26 protein-coding genes are annotated in these 22,433 nt (G+C 52.2%); 17 read left to right on the plus strand and 9 right to left on the minus strand.

Features of this window, described 5'->3' with window-relative positions; all coding sequences use genetic code 11:
- Positions 1–3 precede the first annotated feature (3 nt).
- The 10 genes from EGM51_13835 to EGM51_13880 all read left to right on the plus strand — a co-directional run bounded on the left by EGM51_13835 (position 4) and on the right by EGM51_13880 (position 9,718).
- Entirely contained in the window at positions 4–486 is a 483-nt protein-coding gene (locus EGM51_13835; GenBank protein QBG48421.1) for a universal stress protein, read from the plus strand.
- 182 nt (positions 487–668) lie between these two features.
- The gene (locus tag EGM51_13840) at positions 669–1,658 is read left to right on the plus strand and encodes an AAA family ATPase (protein ID QBG48422.1); all 990 of its coding nucleotides are present in this window, start codon (positions 669–671) and stop codon (positions 1,656–1,658) included.
- Positions 1,659–1,727: 69 nt separating this feature from the next.
- Positions 1,728–2,081 carry a four helix bundle protein gene (locus EGM51_13845; GenBank protein ID QBG48423.1) on the plus strand — a complete coding sequence of 118 codons (354 nt, stop codon included), beginning with the start codon at positions 1,728–1,730 and terminating at the stop codon, positions 2,079–2,081.
- A gap of 59 nt (positions 2,082–2,140) precedes the next feature.
- Positions 2,141–3,031, plus strand: a complete 891-nt coding sequence (locus tag EGM51_13850) for a DUF58 domain-containing protein (GenBank protein ID QBG48424.1) — start codon at positions 2,141–2,143, stop codon at positions 3,029–3,031.
- The gene (locus tag EGM51_13855; protein ID QBG48425.1) at positions 3,028–3,924 is read left to right on the plus strand and encodes a hypothetical protein; all 897 of its coding nucleotides are present in this window, start codon (positions 3,028–3,030) and stop codon (positions 3,922–3,924) included. The genes EGM51_13850 and EGM51_13855 overlap by 4 nt, the downstream gene beginning before the upstream one ends.
- A complete protein-coding gene (locus EGM51_13860; GenBank protein ID QBG48426.1) occupies positions 3,921–4,952 on the plus strand; it encodes a VWA domain-containing protein in 1,032 nt (343 codons plus the stop codon). Before EGM51_13855 ends, EGM51_13860 begins: the two co-directional genes overlap by 4 nt.
- A 132-nt stretch (positions 4,953–5,084) precedes the next feature.
- The gene (locus EGM51_13865) at positions 5,085–6,074 is read left to right on the plus strand and encodes a VWA domain-containing protein (GenBank protein QBG48427.1); all 990 of its coding nucleotides are present in this window, start codon (positions 5,085–5,087) and stop codon (positions 6,072–6,074) included.
- Complete coding sequence (locus EGM51_13870) at positions 6,071–7,135, plus strand: tetratricopeptide repeat protein (protein ID QBG48428.1); 1,065 nt, start codon at positions 6,071–6,073, stop codon at positions 7,133–7,135. Before EGM51_13865 ends, EGM51_13870 begins: the two co-directional genes overlap by 4 nt.
- The gene (locus tag EGM51_13875; protein QBG48429.1) at positions 6,927–8,945 is read left to right on the plus strand and encodes a hypothetical protein; all 2,019 of its coding nucleotides are present in this window, start codon (positions 6,927–6,929) and stop codon (positions 8,943–8,945) included. Before EGM51_13870 ends, EGM51_13875 begins: the two co-directional genes overlap by 209 nt.
- On the plus strand, positions 8,942–9,718 hold the full coding sequence (locus EGM51_13880) for a hypothetical protein (GenBank protein QBG48430.1): 777 nt from the start codon (positions 8,942–8,944) through the stop codon (positions 9,716–9,718). The genes EGM51_13875 and EGM51_13880 overlap by 4 nt, the downstream gene beginning before the upstream one ends.
- On the opposite strand, the gene EGM51_13885 is transcribed toward EGM51_13880, so the two are convergent.
- The 4 genes from EGM51_13885 to hisB all read right to left on the minus strand — a co-directional run bounded on the left by EGM51_13885 (position 9,715) and on the right by hisB (position 13,706).
- Positions 9,715–11,166, minus strand: coding sequence for a response regulator (locus tag EGM51_13885; GenBank protein ID QBG48431.1), 1,452 nt, complete (start codon positions 11,164–11,166; stop codon positions 9,715–9,717). The two genes, EGM51_13880 and EGM51_13885, sit on opposite strands and share 4 nt — an antisense overlap.
- 100 nt (positions 11,167–11,266) lie before the next feature.
- Positions 11,267–11,884: an imidazole glycerol phosphate synthase subunit HisH gene (hisH, locus tag EGM51_13890; GenBank protein ID QBG48432.1), complete on the minus strand. Its 618-nt coding sequence runs from the start codon at positions 11,882–11,884 to the stop codon at positions 11,267–11,269.
- 421 nt (positions 11,885–12,305) lie between these two features.
- Positions 12,306–13,094, minus strand: a complete 789-nt coding sequence (locus EGM51_13895) for a sulfite exporter TauE/SafE family protein (protein ID QBG48433.1) — start codon at positions 13,092–13,094, stop codon at positions 12,306–12,308.
- Between the two features lie 3 nt (positions 13,095–13,097).
- Positions 13,098–13,706 (minus strand): imidazoleglycerol-phosphate dehydratase HisB, encoded by a 609-nt coding sequence (gene hisB / locus EGM51_13900; protein QBG48434.1) that lies wholly within the window; start codon positions 13,704–13,706, stop codon positions 13,098–13,100.
- A 147-nt stretch (positions 13,707–13,853) separates the two neighbouring features.
- Between hisB and EGM51_13905 the strand changes: the two genes are divergently transcribed.
- The 4 genes from EGM51_13905 to EGM51_13920 are packed head-to-tail and all read left to right on the plus strand — an operon-like array spanning position 13,854 to position 16,568.
- On the plus strand, positions 13,854–14,462 hold the full coding sequence (locus EGM51_13905) for a CDP-alcohol phosphatidyltransferase family protein (GenBank protein ID QBG48435.1): 609 nt from the start codon (positions 13,854–13,856) through the stop codon (positions 14,460–14,462).
- Positions 14,387–15,397, plus strand: a complete 1,011-nt coding sequence (locus EGM51_13910) for a phosphatidate cytidylyltransferase (GenBank protein ID QBG48436.1) — start codon at positions 14,387–14,389, stop codon at positions 15,395–15,397. Before EGM51_13905 ends, EGM51_13910 begins: the two co-directional genes overlap by 76 nt.
- Positions 15,394–16,038 (plus strand): 1-acyl-sn-glycerol-3-phosphate acyltransferase, encoded by a 645-nt coding sequence (locus EGM51_13915; protein QBG48437.1) that lies wholly within the window; start codon positions 15,394–15,396, stop codon positions 16,036–16,038. The genes EGM51_13910 and EGM51_13915 overlap by 4 nt, the downstream gene beginning before the upstream one ends.
- On the plus strand, positions 16,029–16,568 hold the full coding sequence (locus EGM51_13920; GenBank protein QBG48438.1) for a hypothetical protein: 540 nt from the start codon (positions 16,029–16,031) through the stop codon (positions 16,566–16,568). Before EGM51_13915 ends, EGM51_13920 begins: the two co-directional genes overlap by 10 nt.
- Positions 16,569–16,575: 7 nt before the next feature.
- Here the strand turns inward: EGM51_13920 and EGM51_13925 are convergent, their stop codons facing one another.
- A complete protein-coding gene (locus EGM51_13925) occupies positions 16,576–17,145 on the minus strand; it encodes a hypothetical protein (GenBank protein QBG48439.1) in 570 nt (189 codons plus the stop codon).
- A 151-nt stretch (positions 17,146–17,296) separates the two neighbouring features.
- Between EGM51_13925 and EGM51_13930 the strand changes: the two genes are divergently transcribed.
- A complete protein-coding gene (locus EGM51_13930; GenBank protein ID QBG48440.1) occupies positions 17,297–17,680 on the plus strand; it encodes a hypothetical protein in 384 nt (127 codons plus the stop codon).
- Between the two features lie 111 nt (positions 17,681–17,791).
- Positions 17,792–18,289 carry a thiol peroxidase gene (locus EGM51_13935; GenBank protein QBG48441.1) on the plus strand — a complete coding sequence of 166 codons (498 nt, stop codon included), beginning with the start codon at positions 17,792–17,794 and terminating at the stop codon, positions 18,287–18,289.
- A 155-nt stretch (positions 18,290–18,444) separates the two neighbouring features.
- Here the strand turns inward: EGM51_13935 and EGM51_13940 are convergent, their stop codons facing one another.
- Positions 18,445–18,888, minus strand: coding sequence for an Hsp20/alpha crystallin family protein (locus EGM51_13940; protein ID QBG48442.1), 444 nt, complete (start codon positions 18,886–18,888; stop codon positions 18,445–18,447).
- A 291-nt stretch (positions 18,889–19,179) separates the two neighbouring features.
- Between EGM51_13940 and EGM51_13945 the strand changes: the two genes are divergently transcribed.
- Positions 19,180–19,632: a hypothetical protein gene (locus EGM51_13945; protein QBG48443.1), complete on the plus strand. Its 453-nt coding sequence runs from the start codon at positions 19,180–19,182 to the stop codon at positions 19,630–19,632.
- A gap of 4 nt (positions 19,633–19,636) precedes the next feature.
- On the opposite strand, the gene EGM51_13950 is transcribed toward EGM51_13945, so the two are convergent.
- The 3 genes from EGM51_13950 to sucD all read right to left on the minus strand — a co-directional run bounded on the left by EGM51_13950 (position 19,637) and on the right by sucD (position 22,407).
- Positions 19,637–20,143, minus strand: coding sequence for a hypothetical protein (locus tag EGM51_13950; GenBank protein ID QBG48444.1), 507 nt, complete (start codon positions 20,141–20,143; stop codon positions 19,637–19,639).
- A gap of 74 nt (positions 20,144–20,217) precedes the next feature.
- Positions 20,218–21,507, minus strand: a complete 1,290-nt coding sequence (locus EGM51_13955; GenBank protein QBG48445.1) for a citrate synthase — start codon at positions 21,505–21,507, stop codon at positions 20,218–20,220.
- A gap of 21 nt (positions 21,508–21,528) precedes the next feature.
- Positions 21,529–22,407: a succinate--CoA ligase subunit alpha gene (gene sucD / locus EGM51_13960; protein QBG48446.1), complete on the minus strand. Its 879-nt coding sequence runs from the start codon at positions 22,405–22,407 to the stop codon at positions 21,529–21,531.
- Positions 22,408–22,433 lie beyond the last annotated feature (26 nt).

The raw sequence follows: 22,433 nt of genomic DNA on the forward strand, positions 1-22,433 counted from the left end.
AAGATGAATATGCTTGTTGCGGTCGATTTTTCACAAAGTACCGATTCCGTACTCAAAGAAGCCGCCGGACTTGCCGGAAAACTTAAAACTAAACTCTACGTGCTTCATGCTGTCGGCGACGACCCCGCAGCACGGGTCTACCAAACCTCCTCCTTTTCCGATTACGCCCCCGAAGTGGTCTCCCTGCCCGGTGATGTGCAGCTGGCACGCAATCTCAGTGCCGAGGAACTCAAGCGCGAGCACAACGAACTGCTCAATATTTCCGCCAACCTCCGCCGGAACGGTACCCAGGCTCAGGCCCTTCTTGTGAAAGGCGATCCGGCCGAAATGATCCTGCAGAAAGCAAAAGAACTGGAATCCGACATGATTATTCTGGGTTCCCATGGCCACGGTCTGCTCCACAAAGCCTTTCTGGGCAGCGTATCCGAAGCCGTTATCCGCCATGCTGAATGCAATGTTCTGATTGTGCCGACCCCGGCCGGATAACCTTCTTTAACAAATCTTAAGACACCGGTTCCGCCCGGTTACTAAGCATTTCGCTCATATTTTCAAAACACATGCCCCTGGCCGAAGGGATTGTCCAAGCACCGATTTTCAGGGCGTTTCTTTACTGTTCCAGCTGATAAACGGGGCTATATTGCCTCGTTTCTTTTTTGAAAGGCAAAGATATGCATGATGATATTATTAAGATGAACGAGCGCTATCAGGCGGAAAGCGCAGTGCTCCAGCAGGTCCGCGATGAAGTGGGCAAAGTGATCATCGGCCAGGAGGATCTCATCGAAGCCCTCCTCCTCGCCCTGCTCTGTAACGGCCATGTGCTGATCGAAGGCATTCCCGGACTCGCCAAAACACTCGCGGTGACCACCCTCGCACAAACCCTGCATGCCGGCTTCAACCGCATTCAGTTCACCCCCGACCTCCTCCCCGGCGACCTGCTCGGGACCATGATGTATAACCCGAAAACCAGCGAATTCACTCCGCACAAAGGCCCGATCTTCGCCAACATCATTCTTGCCGACGAAATCAACCGTTCTCCCGCAAAAGTACAGAGTGCACTGCTCGAAGCCATGCAGGAACACCAGGTCTCCATCGGCGACGAAACCTATAAACTCGACGAACCCTTCCTCGTACTCGCCACTCAGAATCCCGTTGAGCAGGAAGGCACCTACCACCTCCCCGAAGCCCAGGTCGACCGCTTCATGTTCAAACTCGATGTGGTTTATCCCACCAAAGACGAAGAGCACCGCATCCTGAAACGTATGGGCAAAACCGACGTTAAAATCGATATCCAGGCCGTCATGCAGATCGATGATATCACCCGGCTCCGGAAACTGGTCGATGATGTCTTCATGGACGAAAAGCTGGAACACTATATTCTCGACCTTGTTCAGGCCACGCGCGACCCCGGAAAATTCGGTCTCGATTGCGCCGACATGATCCGCTACGGCGCTTCGCCGCGCGCCACCATCTTCCTGTCCGTCGCGGCCCGCGGCAAAGCCATGCTCAACGGCCGCGGCTATGTTGTTCCGCAGGATGTTAAAGATGTCGCCATGGATGTACTCCGTCACCGTGTGCTGCTCACTTACGAAGCCGCCGCCGAAGAAAAATCCTCTGAAGATATCCTTCATCAGATTCTCGACACCGTGGAAGTACCCTAGAAATTAAAAATGCAGATTTCAGAATGCAGAATTTTGAGATCTGCGACACTTTAGTGATAAGGAGGTCATATGAAAGGCGATGAGCTCAGAATTCGAACCAAGCAGTTTGCACTGCGCATCATGAAACTCGTGGAAACATTGCCAAACACGGTTGCAGGAAAAGCCATCGCAAATCAGCTTATGCGTTCTGGCACATCGGTTGGAGCAAACTACCGCGCGGCATGCAGAGCCCGATCAAATGCAGAGTTCATCGCAAAACTTGGTATCGTACTTGAAGAAGCCGATGAAACTGAATTCTGGCTAGAACTGATAATGGATGGACAACTCCTCCCTAAAGACAAAGTTGAATCTTTAAAAAAAGAGGCAGCCCAAATAACAGCCATAATGGCGGCATCCCGAAAAACAGCACAAGACAACAAATAGGGGTGCGGGGTATCCCCGCCCGCAATTCTTCATTCTGAAATCTTAATTCTTAATTTTCCATGTCCGAACCAAAAGACTCATACCTTCTCAAAAAAGTTCGCCAGATCGACATCAAAAGTCGAAAAGTGGTCACCGAACTGCTTGGTGGTGAATACAAAAGTGTCTTCAAAGGCCGCGGAATGGAATTCGACGAAGTCCGCGAATACATGCCCGGCGATGAAGTCCGTACCATCGACTGGAACGTCACCGCACGTACCGGGAAGCCTTTCGTAAAACGCTTTATCGAAGAGCGCGAACAGGCGCTCTTTTTTCTGGTCGACATGTCGGCTTCCGGCACCTTCGGTTCTACCCGGCAAACCAAAAACGAAGTGGCGGCCGAAATCTGCGGCATGCTCGCCTTCTCGGCCATCAAAAACAACGACCGCGTCGGACTCATTATTTTCACCGATGAAGTCGAATGCTTCATTCCCCCCGACAAAGGACAGCACCATGTGCTGCGCATTATCCGGGAAATCCTCAGCTTCGAACCACAGGGAACGGGCACCAGTATCGCCGGTGCACTCGACTACCTGGGAAAAATGGTGAAACGCCAGTGTGTCACCTTCCTTATTTCCGATTTTCAGGATGCAGATTACGACAAGCAGCTGAAACTTGCCGCCTTCCACTACGACCTCATCGCCGTGACCATCACCGATCCACGGGAACTTGAACTGCCCGACGCCGGACTCGTGGAACTGCGCGATGCCGAAACCGGAGAACAGATTCTCGTCGATACCGCCAGTCCTGCAGCACGCAAAAAGTTTAATACCGCCGCCAAAGCCCGACACCTTGAAATCAGAGATCAGTTCATCCGGCTCAATATCGACCAGATTGATGTCCACACCGATCGCGACCACGTTCCCGATCTGGTCCGCTTTTTCCGAACCCGTGAACAGAGGCAGACTTTATGAAAAAAATCCTGCCCATCTGTACTCTGCTGCTATTCGGCTGTTCTGAAAAACAGACCGATACGCAACCCTATTCAGAACCCGTCTATTCAAAACAGTACCGCAACCATAGCATGACGGCCATTATTTCGCTCAGCGAAACCAACATCCCCAGCTCAGGAAAAATCACCTTGATGCTGGAAATGCATGTCCCGGCCGGAACGGAACCGTCTTTCCCGAACATCGGAAGTCAAATCGATCCGTTCTCACTGGGCGAAGGCTATACCGAACCCGTTCAGACCCTGCCCAATGGAAAACAGCTCTACCGCCGGGTCTGGCAGCTGCTGCCGGCCCTCCCCGGAAAAACCGAGCTCCAACCTCTGGAACTTTCGGCCGGCACCAATTCCATCACCACCGAACCCATCCGCATTGAAGTCACCTCGCTGATTCCTGAAGGAACAGAAAAACTGGAAATCCGCGACATTGCCGATCCCATTGAGCTACTGCCCGCTCAGGAAAAAAAGCGGCGCTCTATCTACACCGCTGTCGGTGCCCTTTTCACCCTCGGTCTGATTCCGTTCATTATTTATCTACTGCGCAAACCGAAAACGGTTGCTGTGGTCCTTCCTCACGAAGCCGCATTCCAGGCGCTGGAAAATCTGCCTGAAAATCCGGTCGAACGGATTCATGAACTCAACCGCATTTTCCGCACCTACCATGAAGCACGCGTCGGTATTCCAATGGTTGGAAAAACGGTCGTTGAGCTCTCTGCAGTTCTTGAAGACCACAAAATTATTTCCTTCCTCGAGCGGTGCGACGACATCCGCTTTTCCAATAAAGTTCCGGATGGTTTTATCGCCGAAGCCGCACAATTCGTCCGCTCCCACGTGGAAAACACCATGGAGGTTCCGGAATGAAATTCGCGCTCCCATGGATGCTTCTTTTACTGCTCCCGGTTCTGAAAATGGTTATAGACCATTTCCGGAAGAGCCGTAGTCCGGCCCTCGGTTTTTCAACACTGGCTTCATTTAAAAAAGTCCCCGCCACCACGCGGCAACGTTTTATGCCGCTGCTTTTCTGGCTGCAGGTGCTTGCACTGGGACTGCTTATTTTCTCCGCAGCCCGTCCGCAGATCAAAGATATGACTCAGGGCATTCCTAAGGAGGGTGTTGCCATTGAACTGGTCGTGGATATTTCCAGTTCCATGGATATTTCCATGCCGTTTCAGGACACGACCATGAGCCGTATGGATGTGACTAAAATGGTGGTCGAACAGTTTGTCAAAGAACGGCCGGACGACCTCCTCGGGCTCATCACGTTCGCCCGCTACGCTGACACCGTCTGCCCACTGACCCTTAGTCACGATTCTCTGCAATTTTTTATTCAGCAGTTGGAAATCGAGTCGCGGCCCAACGAAGATGGAACAGCTTTCGGCGATGCCGTCACGCTGGCGGCCGCCCGTCTGAAAACAGCTGAAGAGCGGTACAGTCAGGAAGATCAGGAAACCGGCTATGAAATTAAATCAAAGGTCATCATTCTGCTGACCGACGGCAACAACAACTGCGGCCGGCATCTGCCGATGGAAGGTGCCGCACTGGCGCAGCACTGGGGCATCCGCCTGCACACCATCGCCATCACCGACCCGCCGGAAATGAAAACGATTCAGACGCCGGAAGGTCCCGTTGAAATTGAAGAAGAACCGCTGGTGCAGGAACGTATTCTTCAGAAAATGGCCGAAGAGACCGGCGGCATCTACCGTCGCGCCACCGATGAAGCCTCTCTGCGCGATGTTTATAATGAAATCAACACCATGGAGAAATCCGAAATCGAGTCGGACCGTTATCACACCTTTAAAGATGTATTCCAGCCCTTCGCGATACTAGGACTTCTTCTCCTGATTTTCCATACTGTACTCTCCACCACGTGGCTCAGGAGGATTCCGTAAAATGAAGAATGTAGAATCAGGAATTAAGAATGGTGGGTCTGCGGCACTTTTGTATGGGTGGCCGGAGCATCGCCTACTATTCATTCTTCATTCTGAAAACTTAATTCTTAATTTCATGGAGGCGCGCCTCCAATGCTGATCTATTTCTACCATCCTGCCGCCCTGCTCTGGCTGTGGATCGTTCCGGTAATTGCCGGGCTGTTCATCTATTCCTCGGTCAAACGCAAAAAAGCCGTTTCCGCATTCGGAGCCGGCGCACATTTCATCAGCCGGAAACGCGAAGCCTTCAGCGCCACCGCGGCCATCGGACTGATAATAATAGCCCTCGCCCGGCCGGCCTGGAATCTTGAAGAAACCAAACTGCAGGAAAGCGGGCGCGACGTCATCTTTCTGCTCGACGTCTCCCGCTCTATGTTGGCAGAGGATATGCATCCGAACCGCCTCGAAAATGCAAAAACAGCAATTCATGACTGCATCGAGGGGCTGTCCGGCGACCGCATCGGGCTCGTACTTTTTGCCGGATCAACCGAAATCCGTTGCCCGTTGACAGTCGATTACGACTATTTCCGCATGGCCCTTCGTAATGCTTCGCCCGATAGCGTGGCGGCCGGTGGAACCATGATTGCGCATGCGCTGGAACGCACGGTCGAGAAGCTGGTGACGGACGAAAAAGCCGGCATGGTTGACCTTATTCTGATAACCGACGGCGAAGACCAGAAGGATGGCCCCGATGAAGTGGAGGCTGTCCGGAAGCTGGAAGAGGCCGGTGTACGCTTCATCGGTATCGGACTGGGCGACCGTTCACGCGGAAGCCGTATTGCAATTGTTGATGAAGAAACCGGAGTACGCTCGTATCTTAAAAGCGGTAATCAGGAAATCTGGACCCGCCTCAATTCTGAAACGCTGCGCCGTATGGCCGGGGCAATTCAGGACGGCATCTATTTTGATGTCGGTAACGGACCATTCAATCTGGCACAGATCTATCGACAGATCATGGTTGATGCCGAACGGACGGCAACCGACAAACAGGTAATGGAACGGTATGAGGAAAAATTCCATCTGTTTCTTTCCGGTGCAGTCATCCTGCTGCTGATTTCCAACCGCTGGAGGAAACCGTCATGATTTCCAAAATACTGCCTCTGCTGCTTACAGTAACGCTGGTGCAGGCCGCACCGAAAACCTTCAAGGCGGGAAACAAGGCCCTGGCGGAAGGCCGCCTTGATGAAGCCATCAATCTGTACCATGAAGCGATTGCCGAAGCTCCGGAATCGGGCGAACTCTATTTCAATCTGGGCAATGCACAGTACCGCTCCGGAAGCTATGAAGAGGCGATGGCATCCTATGAGCTCGCGGCCTCCATGACGGAATCGGATTACACACGCGGCCGCAGCTGGTACAACATGGGCAACTGCATGGTCAAAGCAGGAGAGAACCTCCGGGAAACCGATCCGCATGCGGCGGCCGAATACTGCCGGCAGGCGGCCTGGTTCTACCGCATGGCACTGGACTACGATGCCTCGTTTACCGATGCCGCATACAATCTGGAAATGAGCCAGCGTATCGTGGCCGGCATCGAGGAGGAAATACAGCAGAAGGAAGAGGACGAACAGAAACAGAACGAACTCATTACCTACATCCGGGAAAAACTGATGGAGTTTATTGAACGGCAGAACAAACTGCTGGAAACTCAGGATGTCGGCGAAGCCCAGAAACAGCTGGAGAATGAGACGCGGGAATTGGCGGAACTGATCGAAGCTTCCGGGCTGCATGCTGATATTCCGATGCCCGACGGAAACGCAGCCCCCGGCCCCCTGAAAGAGACCTGGGAACATACGGTTAAAGCAGCCGAAGCCATGGCCGTTCCGGATCAGCCGACAGCGCTGGAGGAGCTGACCGCGGCGCTTGGTTCCGCGCCCGAGGATCCCAATCAGCAGGAGGGCGAATCCGACGAGGAGTCGGAGGACTACGAAGACTATGATATGGAATATGAGGAGTCGGATCAGGATGCGGATATGTACGAAGAAGCCGATCCGTTCGGTGATTTTTCCGAGTACGAAGAGATTCGCGGCGTTCCGCCGCCGAACCAGACCGAGATGGATATTCTTGCTGAAGAAATCAGAAATCAGGAACGGCGGAAACAAAAGAAGTCCGGCGAATACAAAGCGGTTGAGAAAGACTGGTAATATGAAGAAGCTTATTCTATTGGCAAGTTTAATCGTTGCGGGCCCCGCGTTGGCCGCGACCAATTTCTATGCCTACGCAACAGCCTCAGAAACCAATGTGTATCTCGGGCAGGTTTTCAATGTGGATGTCATTGTCAAATCCGGGGCCAAGCCTGACGCTCCCGAATTTCAGACCCCGGAATTCAACACCACCGTGCTGGTGTCCGGACAGGAAACCAGCGAGGAGAATACCTGGCTATACCGTTATGCCCTTCGTCCGAAACAGGAGGGCGAACTGACCGTTCCGGCACTGCGCTTCGGAAGCGTATCTTCCGGGCCCATCCGAATCACAGCAAATAAGCCGGCGACCTCGGACCGGATGAAACTGGAACAAAGTGTTTCTGCAGCTTCCGTCTACGTCGGCGAACCGCTCCTGCTGAAAACCCGATGGGACAGCACCTACCCGTTCGGAGCCATCAAAGCGGTCGATTTTCATTTTCCGATTCTCAACGATAAACGGTTCCAGGTTCTGGAAATCTATGAACCCGACAAAGAAAAGCAGGCCAATGCCACCGGTCTGCCGGTACACGGAACACGTGTACTGGCCTCGCGGAAAAGCTATCAGGTCAACGGCACACAGCATCAGAGTCTGGAATTCAGCAAAATCCTGATCCCGAAAAAAAGCGGACGCATTGTGGTCGCGCCGGCCACACTGCTCTGCGCTGCGGAACAGGAACAAAACCTTAAAACCAAACCCCGCCGTTCGGCATTTCAATATCCGGCTTATTTCGACAATACATTTTTCGACCACAATGTTTCCGGCGACAAATGGATACGGATTTATACCGAATCCAAACCGCTTGAAATCGATGTAAAACCATTGCCCCAGGACGGGCGGCCCGATCTTTTCAACGGCATGGTCGGCGAATTTGATATTGAAGTCACCGCCGAACCAACCGCTGTTCGTGTAGGCGAACCGATCACCCTGACGGTTACCATAACGTCTTCGAACTATATGGAGAATATTTTCTTCGCATCCCTGCGTTACCAGCCCAACCTCGTCAACCGGTTCGAGATTCCCTCCGACCGCTCGCTGCCGGAGCGCAAAGGAAAGTCCAAAATCTACACACAGACGATCCGGCCGCTTTCACTTAGTAATACTGAAATTCCTCCGATTCAGCTGGCCTATTTCAGTCCGACGCAGGAAAAATATGTAATCAAAGAATCCCGTCCCATTCCACTGCAGGTGTCCGCCGCTGAAGAAATCGGTGTATTCGGCGGATCATTCTATAAGAATCCGCTCCGCTCCGTGGAGGAGGGTATTCGCCAGAATTATGAAAATCCGGACATGCTTAAATCGCGCCGCCTTCCGCTTTTCGGATGGGCCCATCCGGTCATTGTTCTGCTCATCCTGCTGCTTCCTCCGGCTGTGGCGGGTGGATATTCCGCAGCATCACTCTTCGGCGAGAAAAAACATTACATTCACCGCACGGCCAAAGCCGCACGGGCCTTCAAAGTGTTCCGGAAAAATGTGGCTCATATTAAATCACACACCATGAAAACAGAGATTTACGGCGATCTTGACCAATGTCTGCGCGCCTATCTGGGCGACCGGCTGCACCTTGTGCCCGGAGCACTCTCCTTCAGGGATGCGGAAATGCGCCTGATGGAAGTCGGTGCTGATGACCAGACTCTGAAAGATCTGAAAAACCTCTTTGCTTTGTGTGAAGCGTACCGCTTTGCGCGGGATTTTAATGAAACAGGAAATGCTGATGACATTGTGCGTGAAGCCATCCGTATCGTCCGTACCGTTGAGAGGAAACTGAAATGAAAAAACTGCTCCTCCTTATTTTTTTCGCTGTATCGGTTTTTCCGGCTTTCGGAAAAGACTACCAGTTGCAGGCACTCGAAGATGCCCATACCGCTTTCAAAACTGCCACCGATCCCGCCGGCTATGCCAAGGCGGCCGAACGTTACGAATCGCTCATTGAAGAGGAAGGTATCCGTAACGGACATCTATTTTATACGGCCGGAAATGCGTGGTTTATGGCCGGAGATATGGGCCGTGCTATTCTGAATTACCGCCGCGCAGAACAGTATCTGCCCAACGATGCCGACCTGCAGCATAATCTGTCTGAAGCTCTGAAACTGCGTCCGGATCTGATTCCGGAAAAAGAGCCCAACCCCATGACGGCCCGGCTGCTGGGCTGGCACCTGAACACTTCCACCCGCTTCCGATGGATACTGTTCTCCATCTTTTGGATCAGCTTCTGGGGCGCATGGTTCTGGAAACAGCGCACCTCCCGGAAAGAAGCCCGGATCACAACAGCGGCCTGCGGCCTTGTTTCGGCTGTACTGCTGCTCTCACTGATAACAGAGAGCGTCATGAATACAAAAGCCCGGCCGGGTGTGGTTACTGCCGGGGAAGTTGTTGCACGTAAGGGCGACGGTCCAATGTATGCGCCGGCTTTTCTGGATCCGTTGCATGCGGGCACAGAATTTCATTGTTTGGAAGAACGTGAAAACTGGTGGCATATTGAACTGGCTGACGGCCGGGCCTGCTGGATTCCCTCCCACACAGCACAAACGGTGGCTTTACCCTAAAAGCTGACGGACCATACTGATAACTTTGTCGGGCGTGAAGGGTTTTTCGAGAATGGAAGCATCTGCAGGAACCCCTTCTTCGTTGAGCTGGGAACGGGAATATCCCGACATAAAGAGCACCTTGATATCCGGATAAAGCTCCGCCGCCGCCATCGCCAGCTCTGCCCCCCAAGACCGGGCATAACCACATCGGTGAACAGCAGGTCGATTTTACCTTTGTGATTTCGCGCAACCTTAATACCTTCCCACCCCTCTTCAGCCTGCAGAATATTGTAATCCTGCGTTTCCAGCGTCTGAGCCACCAGCGTAAGAATCATCGGGTCGTCCTCCACCAGCAGAATCGTCGGCCGATCGGCCTGAATTTTTTCAGGGGAGTCACCCTCAGCAAGTTCGGACTTTGAAGCATCCTGCTCGATGTCTTTTTCCGGTTTTTTAGCTCCGTGATAGGCATCATCTGCAAGATCAATTACCGGAAGATATATATAGAAGGTTGTCCCGGAGCCCAGTTTACTGCGCACATCAATAAAACCGTCATTCTCTTTCATGATGCTCTTCACGATGGAGAGTCCCAGACCGGTCCCTTTTCCGGAACTTTTCGTCGTGAAGAATGCCTCGAAAATACGGTCGATAATTTCTTCATCTATGCCATGGCCGGTATCGTGCACTGAAATTTCGGCATAGGTTCCCTCTGCCAGTTTATCCGGCTTACGGCATTCGCCGTGTGCAACGTTCCTGCTGCTCACCTTAATGGTAATCCGACCGCCGTTCGGCATCGCATCGCGGGCATTAACCGCCAGATTCATCAGCACCTGTCCCATCTGGACCGGATCAGCATTCACATAAATCGGGGTATCATGCGGCTTGGTCACCAGCGTAATTTTTTCGCCGATCAGTCGTGCGAGCATTTTATCGGTATCCTGCAATGTGCTGTTGAGATCGAGCGTAACCGGCTCGGTTTTTTCTTTCTGACTGAAACTGAGCAGTTTCCGCGTTATGAACGAAGCCTTTCGCGCCGCTTCAATCACTTCATTGGCATGCTGCGGCGTATCTTCACCTTTGGGATCCGCAACAATCAGGCTGGAATAGCCGTCAATAATCGTAAGCAGATTGTTAAAATCATGTGCAATCGATCCGGCCAGCCGGCCGACGGCTTCCATTTTCTGTGAATGATGCAGTTGCTCATTCAGCATTTTCCGTTCGCTTTCGAGCATCTCCCGCTCGACGGCCGGCATAATGACATTTTTGCTCAGCAGAATGATCAGCAGTACCAGCATAAACAGCATGCTCAACAGACACACCAGTGTCGCGGCCACCATCGGTACTGGGCTTTCTGCACACTCCAGCATACCCATCAATTTGAACACAAACACCAGCGCCGCACCTGTCACCACAGAGGCTGCCACCGATGCGGCAAACACAATCAGCAGGATTTTGTTTTTTAAGCCCATGTTATCCCTTAATCGTATACAAACAGGGTAAAGCTATCATCTGGCTTTATGCTCATACATATAAATAACTATAAAAATAAGAGCATTAAAAAACTCATCATTACGCAGTCGCCCACTGATGGAAATTCCTAAGCATTTGCAGGCCAAACTCCTGCGATTTTTCAGGATGAAACTGCGTGGCAAAAATATTATCTTTCCAGATGCAGGAGGTATAATCGATTCCGTATCCGGTTCTACCGGCAATAATCGATTCATCCTCCGGACAGACATAAAACGAGTGCACCAGATAGAAAAACGACTCATCCGGAATTCCTTTAAACATCGGACAGTCAGACTGCACCTCTGTCATCCGGTTCCATCCGATCTGCGGCACCTTCAATTCCGGCGGAAGATCAAACTTCTTTACTGTGCCCTTAAAAATTCCAAGCCCCGGAACTCCCGGTGATTCTTCCGAGCTCTCAAAAAGGGCCTGCAATCCCAGACAAATCCCCATCAGCGGTTTGCCCGCTTCCGCCCAGTTTTCCAGAGCACTCACAAAATCGTGTTCAACCAGATGCGACATGCAGTCGCCAAAAGCTCCGACCCCCGGCAGAATCAGCGCACAGCATTCATCCATCTCCTGTTTACGCGTCACAATTTTTGCATCCAGCTCAAGAAAACGGAATGCATTCGATACGCTCCCGAGGTTACCCATGCCATAGTCTATTATGCCAATCATGATATTTCCTTTTGAAAGAAAGTGTAGTGTATCGACCCTCTGTTTCAATGAAATCCAAAAACACCGGGAATTCTGAAATCCTCAACCCTATTTGTTTTCTAGTATTTTCTACTATAAAAAAGAAGTGGCGCTTTTTCGGAAATACCCCTACAATCATACCCGTGTTAAGGGATGAACATTTCGAGGTTGATACAGCTACTCTGAAAAAAGCGGATCAGTGCAGACATAATCACATATGTCATGCTGTTGGTGGCAAACCGCTCTGCAGAATTACAGATACAGTAAACGATTCCGTTTTCTTCACCGATGGACGTAAACCGTGTTACTGCCCTTATCAGCATTCTTTCGGCACTTCGTTCATCTGCACCTGCCCGGTCCGACAGGAGATCTACCGAAAATACCGGAGCTAGCCGTATCAACATCAAAATGCCTTCAGAATGAGTGTCACGGATGTGATCAGCAGCACGGCATAGATCAGCACCGTATAGTGTTTCTGCTCCGTCTTATGCGTCAGCCACCAGCCCAACGCCACGCCGAGAGGAATTACCGGCAGCAGCACCGCCCCCAGTTTTAACCCCTCCGGCTGAATACGCCCCGTCACCGTGAATGGGATCACTTTGATCAGATTCAGCATCCAGAAAAAGGCACAGCTCGTTCCGGCAAATTTTTTCTTTTCCAGTTGCTGCGGAAGCAAATACATCTGCATGACCGGACCGGCGGCATGAGCAAGCGTTGAAGTCACACCAGCCCCGATCCCGAAGATCATGCCCTTGCTCCAGTTTGGCTGGGATGCATGGATATGATTCAGAATCCATTTTTTTGCCGCAAAATAAATCACAAACACAATCCCCAGCAGACCGATCAGCAGCTTCAGCGCCCGATCCGAAACCGAAATCACCGCCGAATCAGACACAAAGAGATAACTGGCAATCGTCACTCCGAAAATCGTTGCCGGCATCAGATAAATCAATCGCCCCCACAACACATGCCTGCGATAAAAAAACAGGGCAATGATATCCATCAGACACAGCATCGGCAGCATGAAACCCACCGCCGCCCTTGCCGCATTCGCCTGCGCCGGCCACATCAGAATAAGAATCGGCAGCGCAATCGCCCCCACCGGGAAACCGCCCTTGCTCATTCCGGTAAGGAAAAGACTCAACCCGATCCAGAAAAGATCCATGAAGCTGTAGTCGGCCAGAAACTCCATAGTCTAGGCGCCAATACGCCCTTTGCTCGACGGTAGCAGATCCAGCGCACGCGGATCGGAATCGCAGGCCATACGCAGTGCCCGCGCCACCGATTTAAAAATGGCCTCGATACAATGATGCAGATCTTCGCCGAATTTCAGTTCGATGTGCAGATTCATTTTGGCCGAGTCGCAGAATGAGCGCCAGAAATGCTTGATGATAATCACATCAAAATCGCGGATGTAATGCTGCGGATGATCCATTTTATACACAAAAAACGGCCGCCCTCCCAGATCCAGGCAGACCTCCGCCTGCGCCTGCGCCTCATCCATCGGCAGCACCCAGAACCCGTACCGGTTGATGCCCTTGCGGTCGCCGAGAGCCTGATTAAACGCCTCGCCCAGCACAATGCCGACATCCTCAACCAGATGATGGTAATCCACATCGATATCGCCTGCGGCTCTGATCTTCAGATCCAGCAACGCATGTTTAGCGAGCAGATCGAGCATATGATCAAAAAAAGGAACGCCGGTGGAAATTTCATAATGCGCCTTTCCGTCGATGTTCAACGTCAGATCAATCTGCGTCTCTTTTGTGTTTCGTTCAATGTGTGCCGTGCGCTGCCTATCCATGTGGTTTCCTTGGGTTCGCGTTAACTTACGAGTGCGCCATTCTTCCATCAAGCCGGAAAGCCCGCTTTCCGAAGGTTGGTCTTTTTTGGCTTCGCCTTCGCGCTGAATCCTCATTATGCTTCAAGTCTTAATTAGATAGGGTTTATTATGGCATCTGTTTATGATTTGAAACCGAAGTTTCAGGACCTGTTACGATCCATCGTCGTTCATCTTGCAGAAAACAACGTGACCGCCAATCAGGTTACCATAGCAGCACTGGTCCTTTCTTTTGCAACCGGAGGGCTGCTGATCCGTTTTGCAGGAACCACCCCGATTCTGCTGTTTCTGCCTCTGGTTCTGTTTGTCCGTATGGCGCTGAACGCCATTGACGGCATGCTTGCGCGGGAACACCATATGAAAACACCGCTCGGTGCCATTCTGAACGAACTGGGCGATGTCTTTTCCGACGCGGCACTTTATCTGCCGCTCGCTCTCTTTGACGGCTTTAACTTCGGCCTCATCGCTCTTATCGTCATCCTTGCTGTCATTTCAGAAATGACCGGCGTTATCGGACTTCAAATCGGCGCCTCCCGCCGATACGACGGTCCTATGGGAAAAAGCGACCGCGCCTTCGTCTTTGGCGCCATCGGTTTCCTTTACGGCTTCGGCATCCTCCCCGCCGGCTGGCTGGGCCTGATTCAATGGCTCATGATGATCCTGCTCATCGTCACCATTGTGAATCGCTGCCGCCGCGCGCTTGCGGAGGTCGGCTCGTGATCGCCCCGGTTTCACCCGTCGTTCTCTGGTTCCTCGGCGGACTGTATCTCATACTCATCACAGCCAGCATCAGCATCCGCATTATCCGGCCGAAACTGACTCCGGCGTCCTATCATGAGCTGTATCTCCGTATTCGCTCCTGGTGGATTATGATCACCGTTTTTTCCGTAGCCATTCTGCTTTCCCGGAGAGCCTCACTGATCTTTTTCGGATTCGTCAGCTTTCTGGCGCTGAAAGAATATTTTTCAATCATCCCCACCCGGCGCGCCGACCGCCGTGTACTCTTCTGGGCCTACCTCTGCATTCCGATCCAGTATTTTTTCGCTGCAAACGGACGCTACGGCATGTTTCTGGTCTTTATTCCGGTCTATGCCTTCCTTTTCATCCCGCTCCGTATGCTCACCATCGGAGAAACCAAAGACTTCCACCGCGCGCTCAGCACCATCCACTGGGGCCTCATGACCACCGTCTTCAGCATCAGCCACATTGCATTTCTGCTCGTACTCAACCGCTTCAACACCGCCATAATCGGAGCCGGCCTGGTGCTTTTCCTTGTCGCTCTGACCCAATTCAATGATGTGGCCCAGTTCATGTGGGGAAAAACCTGCGGGAAAAGAAAAATTATGCCCAAAGTAAGCCCCAATAAAACCTGGGAAGGCTTTATCGGAGGCATCGGCTCCACCACCTTTCTCGGCACGCTGCTGGGTCCCGTACTCACTCCGATGGACTGGAAATTTTCAATGGCTGCCGGACTGATTATCGGAATCGGCGGATTTATCGGCGACGTCACCGTCTCGGCCCTCAAACGGGATCTCGGGATTAAGGACACCGGAAGCATGCTGCCCGGCCACGGCGGTATCCTCGACCGTATCGACAGCTTAACGTACACCGCTCCGCTTTTCTTTCATTTCATCTTTTTCTTCTACTGCCGATGAACCAACCGCTGCGCACGCTCTATTTTCATCTGCTGGTCCGCCCGGTTATACACCTCTTTCTGGGGTTGAATGTCCGGCGCCGCGAAAATCTTCCGACATCCGGACCGGCGATCATTGTGGCCAACCACAACAGCCATCTCGACACCATGGTACTGATGTCATTACTCCCCCGCCATCAGCTCAGCAGCACACACCCGGTGGCCGCCATGGACTACTTCCTCAGAAACAGATTCCTCGCCTGGTTCGCCACCGAAATTATCGGCATCATCCCCCTTCAGCGTAAAGTAAAGATAGCTGCCGGACGGCATCCACTCGAAAAATGCTTCCACGCACTGGAAAAAAACGAAATTCTCATCCTTTTCCCCGAGGGCTCCCGCGGAGAACCCGAAGTTCTCTCCACATTCAAAAACGGGATTGCCCATCTGGCAGAACGCTATCCCGAAATCCCCGTTCACCCGGTCTTTATGCACGGTCTGGGAAAATCGCTACCCAAAGGCGAAGCCCTGCTGGTCCCGTTTATCTGCGACATCTTCATCGGCAGCCCCATTCAATGGCCGGGCAACCGCCATGAATTTCTCCGGAATCTGGATACCGCCATGAATCATCTGGCTTCAGAAGGAAAATTTCCACCATGGGAATAAGAATTGCCGCTTTTATATGGGGACTCGCCGAAGCCACCCTGTTCTTCATCGTCCCTGATGTCTGGCTCAGTTACGCCGGCCGCGAAAAAATAAAAACGGGGCTCCATTCATGCCTCTTTGCTCTGATCGGGGCACTCATCGGCGGCCTCATCATGTATCAATGGGGAAACCGGCACCCGGAATCCGCTTTCCGCGTACTGGAGAACATACCCGCCATCTCCCGAGCCCAGATCGAAAGCGCCGGCACAGAAATCCGGAACAACCGGTCCGCCGCAGTCATGCTGGCCCCGCTGAAAGGGGCTCCCTATAAAATCTACGCCGTTCAAGCCGGCCACCAGGCCATCCCGCTCAGTCAATTTATACTCATCACCATTCCCGCGCGCCTGATCCGGTTTATGCTGGTAACGGCCGCCATCCACTATGCCCTAAAAATTTTCATGAGTAAAAAATCAGCCCGTGCCAGGCAATGGGCCTTCTGCACGGGCTGGACGCTCTTTTACGCCGGATACTTCTGCGTGATGGGCTTATAATAACACGCTATTCCCCGGTCACCGCACTGTTCGTGGGAATAACCGTCGGCGCAACAATTTCAATCGGCTCATCAATGGCCACCGGGGCATTGGTGCTGCCTGTCCACCCTTCACTTTTCAACAGCTCAATGGCCTCCGATGCGCTCTCAACGATTTTTTCATAGTGAGCAATCATGACGCCTTCATAGAGCCGGTCGATTTCCATCAGCCGTTCTTTCGTCTCCTCATCACCCAGCGTATTCTGCGTCAGACGTTCATCCAGCTCCGCCACTTTCACAGTATTGGCCGCACTCATCACTTTCGAGGCCTCCGCAAACCCTTTGTTCACTTTCATCTGCCGGTTCATCTTCACCAGCTCCGCCTGAATCTTTTCCAGCAGCTCGGCATTCGCCTTCGCTTTTTCAAGGCTGGCCATGGCAGTCTGTTTCAGCACATCAATGGAGGCCTCATGCGAATCAAGCCGGTTGACATAGTGCTTCTGGTTGGCATCAATCATTTCCTGTACTTTTGACGTGCTGGCGCAGCCGCTCATCAGCACAGTTATCCCCAGCACAGCCGTAACAGTGGTCGTTTTCATATCTTTCTCCTGATTTTTACGCTCACCCTCTTTTCAGTCGACAACGTATGTTCAATTACAGGTCCGGTCAACCAGAACACGCAGATGATATAATCCGGAGGTTGCAAATTACCCGGTGTTCGCTACGCTCTTTTCAAGCTTTGGAAACCTCATGAAAAACGAATTTGCCGTCCTGCCGAAATGGCTTATCAATCTGTTCCTCTGGATCGGACTCAGCGCCGGTATCGCCGTGCGCATGCTCATGATCCTCAACCGCTGGTATCCGCCCGCCGCCGTTTTCGTCTGGCGCTTCGCCATGGCCAGTTATTTTATCTTTTTCCTCTACCGCTACATCATCGGCCGCCGACGTCGAGGGATCGTGGTACGCCACCACCTTATCGATAAAATACGTGCAGCCGACGGACTCGACGAAACCACCCGCGAAGGCACCATCTATATCCTCCGTTCCATCGTCCGCTCTAAAGAACTTTTCAACTACGCCTTCATCTGCATTCTCAGTCTGGCCGCCCTTGTGGTGGATTTTTTTGCCGAATAAACCGTTCACGTCCTCGAAACCCGGAAATTCCTTAATGAAGTACTTTTTTTGTACTTGATATATTCCCGGTACCCATTAGGTTATCTTCCACTTTCAACAAAAGGATAAGCAATGGCTTCAATTACTTTAAAAGGCAATCCCGTTAACACCGTAGGCGAACTCCCTGCCGCAGGCTCAGAGGCTCCGGCCTTCTCTGCCGTGAAAACCGACCTTTCCGAATGCGCACTCAGCGATCTTTCGGGAAAAAAGGTTGTACTCAACATATTCCCCAGCATCGACACCGGCGTATGCGCCATGTCGACCACCAAATTCAATGCTGAAGCCGGCAAACTCGATAATACCGTTGTACTCTGTGTTTCGGTTGACCTCCCCTTCGCGCTCGGCCGCTTCTGCGGAGCAGAAGGTCTTGAGGATGTCATACCGGTATCAGTCTTCCGCAACCCCGAATTCGGGAACGGCTATGGCGTAACCATTCTGGACGGCCCCCTTAAAGGGCTCCTGTCGCGGGCTGTCGTGGTCATCGACGAAGCCGGAAAAGTCGTCTACACCGAACAGGTGCCCGAAATTACTCAGGAACCGAACTACGACGCCGCGCTGGCCGCACTTTAAACCGTTTTTCCCCGAAACAACCCACCCCATAAGAACGGATCGCCGAATTTCCCCTTTGGCGGTCCGTTCACTTTTTCAAACCGGCACAACCTTCATAAAAACGGCGCTCCCGTCATGGGAACGCCGTTCTCTTTTTGCAGGGTTAATGGTTAATGTTATTTCACTTCAATCTTCCGCGGTGCGGGTTTCACTGCTTCCGGTTTTTTCGGGAGATTCAGCGTCAGCACACCGTTTTCATAATGAGCCTTGATCGCTTCCTGATCCACGGAATCCGGCAGCTGGAACTTCCGCTCAAACGAACCGTACTGACGGGTGCAGTAGAGATAGTTTTTCTCTTCGGTCTTTTCTTCAGCTTTCTTTTCGCCCTTCACCGTCAGGACATCGTTGTCCACCACAATTTCAATCTGCTCTTTTCCGATGCCCGGAAGTTCGGTCACCACGGAAAAAGCATCATCCATTTCCACAATTTCGAACTGCGGAGACAGGCTGTTTTCAACGGCCGGCAGGCTGCGCGCGGAATCTCCGAAAAAGGATTCGAAGATATGCGCGAAGGGATCAGCGTATACAATGCTGCTGTTTCTTTTTACTGGATGGAACATGACATACCTCCTGTTGTTATTGATGTTAAGTTCGTTCAGTAATCGCCTCCCCTTATTGCAACGCCCGTGCCACCGTCATAACCCCTTCATTTGCAACGATCAGAAAATTACACACCTTGAAACCTGCGTCATCAGCGCCCGGTTGGAAGGCACAGGTGGGACAATATGTTCACAGAAAGGAACCGGTAACCGGATAACTTTTTATAAACCGAAACTTACACCGAAAAAAAACATGATTATCCGTGTTCAACAGAAACTCCTCCATTATTTTAACCACCTTAAGGAGCGCGAATGACACGTTGTAAACACTGCAAAACCAAGACCGATCTGATCGATAACCGGTGCCCCTGTTGCGGAATTGAAGCCGGGAAAAACCCGGCGGATCTCACAAAAGCGGAAAAACGCGTGCTCTTTCATGCCCTCGGCATTCGGGCCGCTGCTATCGCGCATGTGTTTGCCGCAGGAGTTATTCTCTTTCAGATACCGCACTTCCCTTCTCCGGCGGTAATTGCGGTCCTGGTGATTATAAATGCCGGCCTGGCCTATGGCCTGTTACGCTTCTCACTCGCAGCCTACAGAGCAGCTGTCGTCTACTACTTTATGTTCGGCATGGTGAATGTCGTATCCATCCAGCGCGGCCCGGAACATCTCGGCGGACTGCTGCTCTGTCTGCTTGCGCTTTACCTCATCGGCAACAGAACCTCGAAAGCCATTTTTGAGCGACAGCTTCCCGAAACATTATAGTGTATTAAAACCTACGGCTGTCATACGCCCAGTGCAGTAAAGCCTGCCGTTGACGCGGACGACAGGAGAAATCACCGCGCGGACAGTTTTTCACCAGTTGGCCGATATGGCGGGTCATATTTCTCCAGCGTTTGATCTGCCGGTCATCGTCAGCGTGCCGACGACCCATATAGTAGCGGCAGTACCACTGAAACCAGCCCCGCGGATCATCGGGATGAATCCAGTCCTTTTCAAGCCAGTAAGACAGCGGCTTAGAGGCATTCACCCCGAAAAAATTCAGTTTCGGATCGTGCCGCTCCGGACAGAGCTTTGCGTTTCTGAACCAGTCATCCGGAAATTCCGCCCGGCAATCAGTCATATATTTCCCGCCGAAAATCCCCATCGCCAGCAGTTCCTTCGGTGAAAGCTCAGGATCAAAATCCGCCCGGAAATTTTCCCCGACCGGTTCGCTCAGCAGATAACGGTAATCGCGCTGCATCCGGTCGTTCACAATAACTTCTTTTGCTTTCATAGCCCTGACCGGCACTTCCCCATACAAAAAAGGCGGCCATTGACCGCCCTTTCCCAAGGATGGGAATCCGGAATTTACCGTTCTTCAACCGGAACATACTTCTGCTGGGTCTCTCCGGTATAGACCTGACGCGGCCGGCTGATACGCAGACTCTGCACATGCATTTCACGCCAGTGCGAAACCCAGCCCGGCATACGGCCGATAGCAAACAGTACCGTAAACATATTCACCGGAATTCCAATCGCCCGCAGCAGAATACCACTGTAAAAGTCCACGTTCGGATAAAGATTCCGCTCAATGAAATAATCTTCAGAACGGGCCATTTCTTCGAGCTCATAGGCAATATCCAGCAACGGATCCTGAATATTCAGCGCTTTCAGCACATTATCCACCTGTCCCTTCAGAATCTTTGCCCGGGGATCGAAACTCTTGTATACCCGATGACCGAAACCCATCAGTTTTTCCGGCGAGTTTTTATCTTTCGCCTTTTCCACAAAATCATGCGGACTGATGCCCTCGTCGTGAATCCGGGTAAGCATTTTGATGACTTCGCAGTTGGCTCCTCCGTGCAGCGGCCCCCAGAGAGCACCGACCCCGGCAGATACCGCACTGAAAAGACTGGCATGGGACGAACCGACCATACGCACTGTGGACGTGGAACAGTTCTGCTCATGGTCCGCATGCAGAATCAGGAAGAGATCCAGCGCACGTTCCACATCCGGATGCACTTCATACATATTAAACGTTTCGGAAAACATCATATGCAGAAAGTTCGCACTGTAGCTCAGGTCCGGCCGCGGCGGCATAAACGGTTTTCCGATCGAGGTCCGGTAGGCCCACGCCGCAATTGCACGGACTTTGGAGATAATTTTGGTCGCCGGAAGTTCAAAAGCCGGGCCTTCTGTTGCAGTGGTCAGTAAATCGGTATTGTAGCAGGAAAGCACATTCAGCATAGCGGAAAGCACCGCCATCGGCGGCGCATTATCCGGAAAGCCGTCAAAATGACCTTTCATACCATAGTGCAGCGTAGCCTCCGAACCGATACCGGCTTCGAACTTATCCAGCTCCTCCCGGGTCGGAAGATGCCCGTAAAGCACTAAAAAAGCCGTCTCCATAAAGGTCGACTTTTCCGCAAGCTCCTCAATCGCATAACCCCGATATTTCAGAATGCCTTTTTCACCGTTAATAAACGTGATTTCAGAAGTACACGACCCGGTGTTGCCGAACCCTGGGTCCAGGGTAATCATGCCGGTTTTGGCCCGCAGAGATGTAATATCGATACCGACTTCATTTTCCGTTCCGATAATCGTATCGAGTTCGATTTTTTTACCGTCATACTCAAGGGTTGCTTTTTTATCGCTCATATCTCTTTTTCTCCTGCTCGCTTAATTTATCAGGGCCTCTTTCACCATACGGCCGATGTCGGCGGGCGATTCTACCACACGGATTCCGCATTCGGCCATCAACTTCTTCTTAGCCGCCGCCGATTCATCCGCACCGGAAACAATAGCGCCGGCGTGCCCCATCCGGCGGCCGGGCGGTGCCGTCTGGCCGGCAATAAACCCAACGACCGGCTTGGAAACATGCTCTTTCGCATACTGCGCCGCTTCAATTTCCATCGATCCGCCGATTTCCCCAATCATCACAATGGCCTCGGTTTCCGGATCGTTCTCAAACATTTCGAGCAGATCCTTCATGGTTGTTCCAATGATCGGATCGCCGCCGATCCCGATGCAGGTGGACTGCCCCAGCCCCTGCTGAACCAGCTGATCCACCGCCTCATATGTCAGCGTGCCGGACTTTGAAATCACGCCCACCGTTCCCTTCCGGGCAATAAAACCGGGCATGATGCCGACCTTGGCCCCTTCGGGAGTCAGAATCCCCGGGCAGTTCGGACCAATGAAACGGGACCCGGTTTTTTCCACAAACGCCTTCACCTCAACCATCTGAGCCACCGGAATACCTTCGGTAATACAGACAATCAGCTCAATACCGGATGCGGCAGCTTCCATAATCGCATCCGCCGCGAACGGCGGCGGAACAAAAATCAGGGAAACATCTGCACCGGTTGCTTTCCGCGCCTCCGCACAGGTATTGAAAACCGGAACCCTACCGTCGAGTGCGGTCCGGCCGCCTTTTCCCGGCGTTACACCGCCGACCACGTTATTTCCGTATTCAAGACATTGCCCCGCATGAAACGAACCTTCCGACCCGGTGATGCCCTGCACGATGATCTTTGAATCTTTATCTACTAAAATCGCCATAATTCAGTCCTATTTAAAACCGCAAA

The organism is Verrucomicrobia bacterium S94, assembly GCA_004299845.1.
Lineage (GTDB): Bacteria > Verrucomicrobiota > Kiritimatiellia > Kiritimatiellales > Pontiellaceae > Pontiella.

Bases quoted from the DNA above. Each gene is read 5' to 3' on its own strand.
- EGM51_13835 (QBG48421.1), top strand. From the start codon at position 4: ATGAATATGCTTGTTGCGGTCGATTTTTCACAAAGTACCGATTCCGTA.
- EGM51_13840 (QBG48422.1), top strand. From the start codon at position 669: ATGCATGATGATATTATTAAGATGAACGAGCGCTATCAGGCGGAAAGC.
- EGM51_13845 (QBG48423.1), top strand. From the start codon at position 1,728: ATGAAAGGCGATGAGCTCAGAATTCGAACCAAGCAGTTTGCACTGCGC.
- EGM51_13850 (QBG48424.1), top strand. From the start codon at position 2,141: ATGTCCGAACCAAAAGACTCATACCTTCTCAAAAAAGTTCGCCAGATC.
- EGM51_13855 (QBG48425.1), top strand. From the start codon at position 3,028: ATGAAAAAAATCCTGCCCATCTGTACTCTGCTGCTATTCGGCTGTTCT.
- EGM51_13860 (QBG48426.1), top strand. From the start codon at position 3,921: ATGAAATTCGCGCTCCCATGGATGCTTCTTTTACTGCTCCCGGTTCTG.
- EGM51_13865 (QBG48427.1), top strand. From the start codon at position 5,085: ATGCTGATCTATTTCTACCATCCTGCCGCCCTGCTCTGGCTGTGGATC.
- EGM51_13870 (QBG48428.1), top strand. From the start codon at position 6,071: ATGATTTCCAAAATACTGCCTCTGCTGCTTACAGTAACGCTGGTGCAG.
- EGM51_13875 (QBG48429.1), top strand. From the start codon at position 6,927: ATGATATGGAATATGAGGAGTCGGATCAGGATGCGGATATGTACGAAG.
- EGM51_13880 (QBG48430.1), top strand. From the start codon at position 8,942: ATGAAAAAACTGCTCCTCCTTATTTTTTTCGCTGTATCGGTTTTTCCG.
- EGM51_13885 (QBG48431.1), bottom strand. From the start codon at position 11,166: ATGGGCTTAAAAAACAAAATCCTGCTGATTGTGTTTGCCGCATCGGTG.
- hisH (QBG48432.1), bottom strand. From the start codon at position 11,884: ATGATTGGCATAATAGACTATGGCATGGGTAACCTCGGGAGCGTATCG.
- EGM51_13895 (QBG48433.1), bottom strand. From the start codon at position 13,094: ATGGAGTTTCTGGCCGACTACAGCTTCATGGATCTTTTCTGGATCGGG.
- hisB (QBG48434.1), bottom strand. From the start codon at position 13,706: ATGGATAGGCAGCGCACGGCACACATTGAACGAAACACAAAAGAGACG.
- EGM51_13905 (QBG48435.1), top strand. From the start codon at position 13,854: ATGGCATCTGTTTATGATTTGAAACCGAAGTTTCAGGACCTGTTACGA.
- EGM51_13910 (QBG48436.1), top strand. From the start codon at position 14,387: ATGGCTCATGATGATCCTGCTCATCGTCACCATTGTGAATCGCTGCCG.
- EGM51_13915 (QBG48437.1), top strand. From the start codon at position 15,394: ATGAACCAACCGCTGCGCACGCTCTATTTTCATCTGCTGGTCCGCCCG.
- EGM51_13920 (QBG48438.1), top strand. From the start codon at position 16,029: ATGGGAATAAGAATTGCCGCTTTTATATGGGGACTCGCCGAAGCCACC.
- EGM51_13925 (QBG48439.1), bottom strand. From the start codon at position 17,145: ATGAAAACGACCACTGTTACGGCTGTGCTGGGGATAACTGTGCTGATG.
- EGM51_13930 (QBG48440.1), top strand. From the start codon at position 17,297: ATGAAAAACGAATTTGCCGTCCTGCCGAAATGGCTTATCAATCTGTTC.
- EGM51_13935 (QBG48441.1), top strand. From the start codon at position 17,792: ATGGCTTCAATTACTTTAAAAGGCAATCCCGTTAACACCGTAGGCGAA.
- EGM51_13940 (QBG48442.1), bottom strand. From the start codon at position 18,888: ATGTTCCATCCAGTAAAAAGAAACAGCAGCATTGTATACGCTGATCCC.
- EGM51_13945 (QBG48443.1), top strand. From the start codon at position 19,180: ATGACACGTTGTAAACACTGCAAAACCAAGACCGATCTGATCGATAAC.
- EGM51_13950 (QBG48444.1), bottom strand. From the start codon at position 20,143: ATGAAAGCAAAAGAAGTTATTGTGAACGACCGGATGCAGCGCGATTAC.
- EGM51_13955 (QBG48445.1), bottom strand. From the start codon at position 21,507: ATGAGCGATAAAAAAGCAACCCTTGAGTATGACGGTAAAAAAATCGAA.
- sucD (QBG48446.1), bottom strand. From the start codon at position 22,407: ATGGCGATTTTAGTAGATAAAGATTCAAAGATCATCGTGCAGGGCATC.